This is a genomic window from Sandarakinorhabdus rubra (assembly GCF_010994245.1).
Taxonomy (GTDB): Bacteria; Pseudomonadota; Alphaproteobacteria; order Sphingomonadales; family Sphingomonadaceae; genus Sandarakinorhabdus; species Sandarakinorhabdus rubra.
The window spans coordinates 1-4,899 of the sequence record NZ_WMHO01000193.1; the positions used below are offsets into that span (position 1 = coordinate 1).

Genomic DNA, 4,899 nt, shown 5'->3' on the forward strand with positions numbered 1-4,899 from the left:
CCGGCGTGCGGCAGGAAACGGCGCTGGCAGCGATCGGCGTGCGCCAGGCGCTGCTGCCGGGCGTCGCCCTGTCAGCAGAACGGATGATTGCGATCGGCGCCCAGGCGCGCGGCGACTGGACGCTGCGTCTGGCCGCGGGGCAGAGCAGGGGCAGGCTGGCGGCCTATGGCGAAGCCGGGGTGCTGGGCGGCGGCCAGGCCTATGGCGGCGCCCAGGCCACCGCGCGGCTGCTCAGGCTCGGCCCCGCCACGCTGGCCGCCGGGGCCTGGGCCAGCGGGCAGACCGGCTCGGGGCCGGGCAGTCCCGATGTCTGGCGCGCCGATGTCGGACCGTCGGTCAGTGCCGGCTGGCAAGGCATCCGCCTGCAGGCCGACTGGCGGGAGAGGGTGGGCGGTAATGCCCTGCCGGGCAGTGGCCCGGTGGTCACCGTGTCCGCCGGCTTCTGAGCCTAGCGGACGGGCACGCCATAATAGTCGAACAGCGCCTGCAGGCCGGCGGTGTCGCGCCGTTCCTGCAGAGCCAGCATCAACAGGATGCGGGCCTTCGCCGGGGTGAGTTCGCGCCCGGCGATGGTTGAGACGCTGTCCCCGTCGTCGGGTCCGTCGCTTGTCCAGATGTCGCCATGGCCCTGGCGCGGCGTGCGCACCACGGCGACCCCGCGCTTCGTCAGCTCCCCGATCGCTTTCCTCGCGCTGGTTGAAAAGCCGCCGGCGCCCACGCCGGCAATCACCACGCCCTTGGCGTCGCCGGCGATGCGGCGCACGTCATCGCCGGTGAGGCCGGCATGGGCATAGACGATGGCGACCGACGGCAGCGCGCCGGGCTTCAGCGTCAGCGAAGGCGGGGCCGGCAGGCTGCCGGTGAAGAAGCGCGGCTGGGGCTTCAGCATATCGCCAATTGGCCCGTGCGACGGTGCCGCAAAGGCCTCCACCCGCCGCACGTCCACCTTGGTGACGGACGTGGGATCGAAGATCGTGTCGTTCATCACCACCATCACGCCGCGTCCGGCAGACGCCGGCGCCACCGCGACGCGGATGGCATCGCCCAGGTTCTGGGGCCCGTCCGCCGAGATCGCCGTGCTGGGCCGCATCGAGCCGACCAGCACCACTGGTTTGGTGGCTGGCACCAGCAGGCTGAGGAAGAAGGCGGTCTCCTCCAGCGTATCAGTGCCATGGGTGATGACGACGCCATTCACGCCGGGATCGGCGATGGCGGCCTCCACCCGGCCCAGCAGCCGGCGCCACAGCGTCTCGTCCATGTCGCCGCTGGCGACATTGGCGACCTGTTCCGCCGAGATGGTCGCCACCTGTTCGACGCCGGGCACCGCGCGGATCAGGTCCGCCACCCCGACCACGCCCGACTTGTAGCTCACCCCGGCGGCGTTGCCCGCCCCGGCGATGGTGCCGCCGGTGGCCAGCACGCGCACCTGGCCAAGTGGTTGTGGTGCGGGCTGCGCTGCGGGCTGGGCCATCGCCGCGCCTGACCAGGCGGCGAGAAGCATCATCACGCGCAATCTGTGCATCATGCTTTTGGGTCTTTCGTTCAGCTCTGGCTGGTCTGGCGCAGGTCGGCCAGTTTCCGGAGCAGGGCGCGGGTGCGCAGCTGGCCCAGCAGCTCGTTGATGATGGCGATGCCCTGTTCGGCCATCTCCAGCGCCTTGGCCTCGCCGACATGGCCGGCGATATGTTCGAGGAAGTGGCGGATTTCCTGCTGGGTCAGCCAGTCGATCAGCACGTTGTAGAGCCGCATTTGGCCGCCGTGAAAGCCCAGCTCCGGCGTGAAGCCGATGTCGTCAAGCTTCTGCACGGTCCGCAGGATGGCGGCATCGCGGCCCGACACGGTGCCGTCTTCCGCCACGGTGATCATCAGTTCAGCGAGATGGTCCTGCTGGTGATCTGGCAGGCCCAGATCGCTGAGCGCCACCCGCGCCGGGCCGGCTTCGGCGAGCCGCTGCGCCAGCGTGGCTTCCAGCATCGGGAACATGTCGGGCAGCAGCCAGCGATCACCATCCTCGGCCTCGAGCAGGGTGCGGATCACCGACAGAGGCAGGAACCGCTCCTCCTGCAGGCGCTTGATCGCCTTCAGGCGCGCCACGTGCACATCCGAATAGCGCGCGCTGTTGCGGCTCGGCTTGTCGGGTTCGGGCAGCAGGCCTTCGCGGATGTAGAAGCGGATGGTCTCCCGCCCCACACCGCTGGCCTTCTCAAGGTCACGCATGCGCATGAGCCAAGGCCTTAGCGCATCTTCTTGCCCCATGCTAACCCCGTGCTAACGCTGGCGCCGATGGAGCAATTCGCCCGCCTGCTCGACGCGTTGACCTACACGCGCAGCCGCCATGGCAAGCTGCGACTGATCGCCGACTATCTGCGTGCCACCCCCGATCCGGCGCGCGGCTGGGCGCTGGCGGCGCTCACCGGCCGGCTCGAACTGAAGGCGGTGCAGCCAAGCCTGCTGAAGGCGCTTGCCGCCGAGCGGGTGGACCCGGTGCTGTTCGCGCTCAGCCATGATTTCGTCGGCGACATGGCCGAGACGATCTCCCTGCTCTGGCCCGACCCGCCCGGCGAACGCCCGCCATCGCCGACGCTGGACGATGTCGTCGAGCAATTGTCCGGCCTGTCGCGCAGCGCGGCGCCCGCCGTGGTGGCGATGCTGCTCGATCGGCTGGACGCGCCCGGCCGCTATGCGTTGATCAAGCTGGCCACAGGCGCGCTTCGGGCCGGCGTCTCGGCGCGGCTGGCCAAGACCGGCTTTGCGCAGGCCTTCGACCTCGATGTCGAGGCGGTGGAGGAGGTGTGGCATGGGCTGAGCCCGCCGTTCGCGCCGCTGTTCGCCTGGGGGTGCGGTGCCGCGCCGCCGCCCACCGCTGGTGACGTGCCGATCTTCCGCCCGTTCATGCTGGCCACCCCGCTGGAAGCGCCGCTTGACCTCGCAGACCATGTTGCCGAATGGAAGTGGGATGGCATCCGCGTGCAGGTCGTCCACGCCGGCGGCCAGACGCGGCTGTTCAGCCGCACCGGCGACGATATCTCGGCGAGTTTCCCTGACGTAACGCTGGAGCTGCCGGCGGCGCTGGACGGCGAGCTTCTGGTGCGCGGGGAAGGGCAGGCCGATGGCGCCCTCGCATCTGGCAGTTTCAACGCACTGCAGCAGCGGTTGGGCCGCAAGGCGCCGCCAGCCCGGCTGATCGCCGAGCGCCCGGCCTTCGTGCGCGTCTATGACCTGCTGGCCCATGCCGGCGAGGACGTGCGTGCGCTGCCCTGGACGGCACGCCGGCAACGGCTGGAGGCGCTGCTGCCGCGGCTCGATCCCGAGCGCTTCGAGCTGTCGCCCGTGGTCGAGGCACGTGACTGGGAGGAGCTCGCCACGCTGAGAGCCGGCGCGCGCGATGCTGCCATCGAGGGACTGATGCTGAAGCGCCGTGATGCGCCCTATCTGGCCGGGCGCCGGGCCGGCCTGTGGTTCAAGTGGAAGCGCGATGCGCTCACCGCTGATTGCGTGCTGATGTATGCCCAACGCGGCCATGGCAAACGCTCGAGCCTCTACAGCGATTTCACCTTCGGCTGCTGGGCTGGCGACGGCCAGCTGCTCCCTGTCGGCAAGGCCTATTCCGGCTTCACCGATGCGGAGCTCGCCTTCCTCGACAAATGGGTGCGCAGCCACACGGTGAACAGTTTCGGCCCGGTGCGCGAGGTGGAAAAATCCCTGGTGCTGGAGGTGGCGTTCGACAGCATCCATGCCTCGACGCGCCACAAGTCCGGCCTGGCCATGCGCTTTCCGCGCATATCGCGCATCCGCAGTGACAAGCCGGCCGCCGAGGCCGACACGCTGGCGGCGCTGTTGAAGCTGGCCAGTTGAGAGCCTAGGGTTGGGCCATGCTCATCGCGACGTTCAACATCAACGGCACCAACGCCCGCCTGCCGCGCCTGCTGGAATGGCTGGAGGCGGCAAAGCCCGATATCGCCTGCCTGCAGGAGATCAAGACGGTCAGCGAGAATTTCCCCGTCGATGTGCTGAAAGAGGCCGGCTACCACTGTCTCGTCCACGGCCAGAAGGGCTTCAACGGCGTCGCCATCCTGTCCCGCGAGCCGGCAACCGAGGTGCAGCGCGGCCTGCCCGGCGATGATGCGGACGAGCAGGCCCGCTATCTTGAGGCCGACGTGGCGGGCGTGCGTGTCTCCTCGCTCTATCTGCCCAACGGCAACCCGGCGCCGGGGCCGAAATATGACTACAAGCTGGCGTGGATGGAGCGGCTGCGGGCCCGCGCGGCGGCACTGCTCGAAACCGGACTGCCGGTGGTGCTGGCCGGTGATTACAACGTGATCCCCAATGATGACGACATCTGGGATGCCGCCGCCATGGCCGACGACGCACTGAAGCTGCCGCAGAGCCGCGCCGCCTATCGCCAATTGCTGTGGCAGGGCTGGACGGATGCGGTGCGGTCGCTCCATCCCAATGGTGGCATCTGGAGCTTCTGGGACTATCAGGCTGGTGCCTGGCCTCGCGACCACGGCTTTCGCATCGATCACCTGCTGCTCTCGCCGGCCGCCGCCGACCGGCTGGCCGATGCGGGCGTGATGAAAGACGTGCGCGGGCAAGAGAAGGCTAGCGATCACGCCCCGGCCTGGTGCGTGCTCAGCTAGTTATCGCGCAGGCGGGGCCGGTTCGTTCAGGGCCTTGTCCAGCCAGTTGTCATCCAGCCGCGGGGCCTCATCCATCGGCGGTGGCTCGCCGGCTGCCGGCGCCTCGTCCATGGTGATGCCATAGCTTTCGGCGTCCGGCTCGCCGAACAGGCCCGGATCTTCCGAGACATCGGTGGCGAGCGGCTCGGGCGGGGTGCCACCCACGGCGCGCGCCATGTACTGCGCGAAGGCCCGCGCTGGCGCCCGCCCGCCGGCGAGG

General features: G+C 69.5%; 4 protein-coding genes and 2 pseudogenes. 3 read left to right on the forward strand and 3 right to left on the reverse strand.

Annotated features, from left to right (window positions below):
- Window positions 1-446: pseudogene (locus GJV64_RS11285) on the forward strand (hypothetical protein); the annotation flags it as partial.
- 2 nt (window positions 447-448) lie between these two features.
- On the opposite strand, the gene GJV64_RS11290 reads toward GJV64_RS11285, so the two are convergent.
- Both GJV64_RS11290 and GJV64_RS11295 read right to left on the reverse strand, forming a co-directional pair.
- Window positions 449-1,504, reverse strand: a complete 1,056-nt coding sequence (locus GJV64_RS11290) for an asparaginase (RefSeq protein WP_235927709.1) — start codon at window positions 1,502-1,504, stop codon at window positions 449-451.
- A 38-nt stretch (window positions 1,505-1,542) separates the two neighbouring features.
- Window positions 1,543-2,217 carry a MerR family transcriptional regulator gene (locus GJV64_RS11295; RefSeq protein ID WP_164157325.1) on the reverse strand — a complete coding sequence of 225 codons (675 nt, stop codon included), beginning with the start codon at window positions 2,215-2,217 and terminating at the stop codon, window positions 1,543-1,545.
- Window positions 2,218-2,283: 66 nt separating this feature from the next.
- On the opposite strand from GJV64_RS11295, the gene GJV64_RS11300 reads away from it, so the two are divergent.
- Window positions 2,284-3,855 (forward strand): cisplatin damage response ATP-dependent DNA ligase, encoded by a 1,572-nt coding sequence (locus GJV64_RS11300; protein ID WP_164157326.1) that lies wholly within the window; start codon window positions 2,284-2,286, stop codon window positions 3,853-3,855.
- Between the two features lie 17 nt (window positions 3,856-3,872).
- On the forward strand, window positions 3,873-4,640 hold the full coding sequence (xth, locus tag GJV64_RS11305; RefSeq protein ID WP_164157327.1) for an exodeoxyribonuclease III: 768 nt from the start codon (window positions 3,873-3,875) through the stop codon (window positions 4,638-4,640).
- On the opposite strand, the pseudogene GJV64_RS11310 reads toward xth, so the two are convergent.
- A pseudogene (locus GJV64_RS11310) lies at window positions 4,641-4,899 on the reverse strand (penicillin-binding protein); the annotation flags it as partial. It lies immediately after the preceding gene.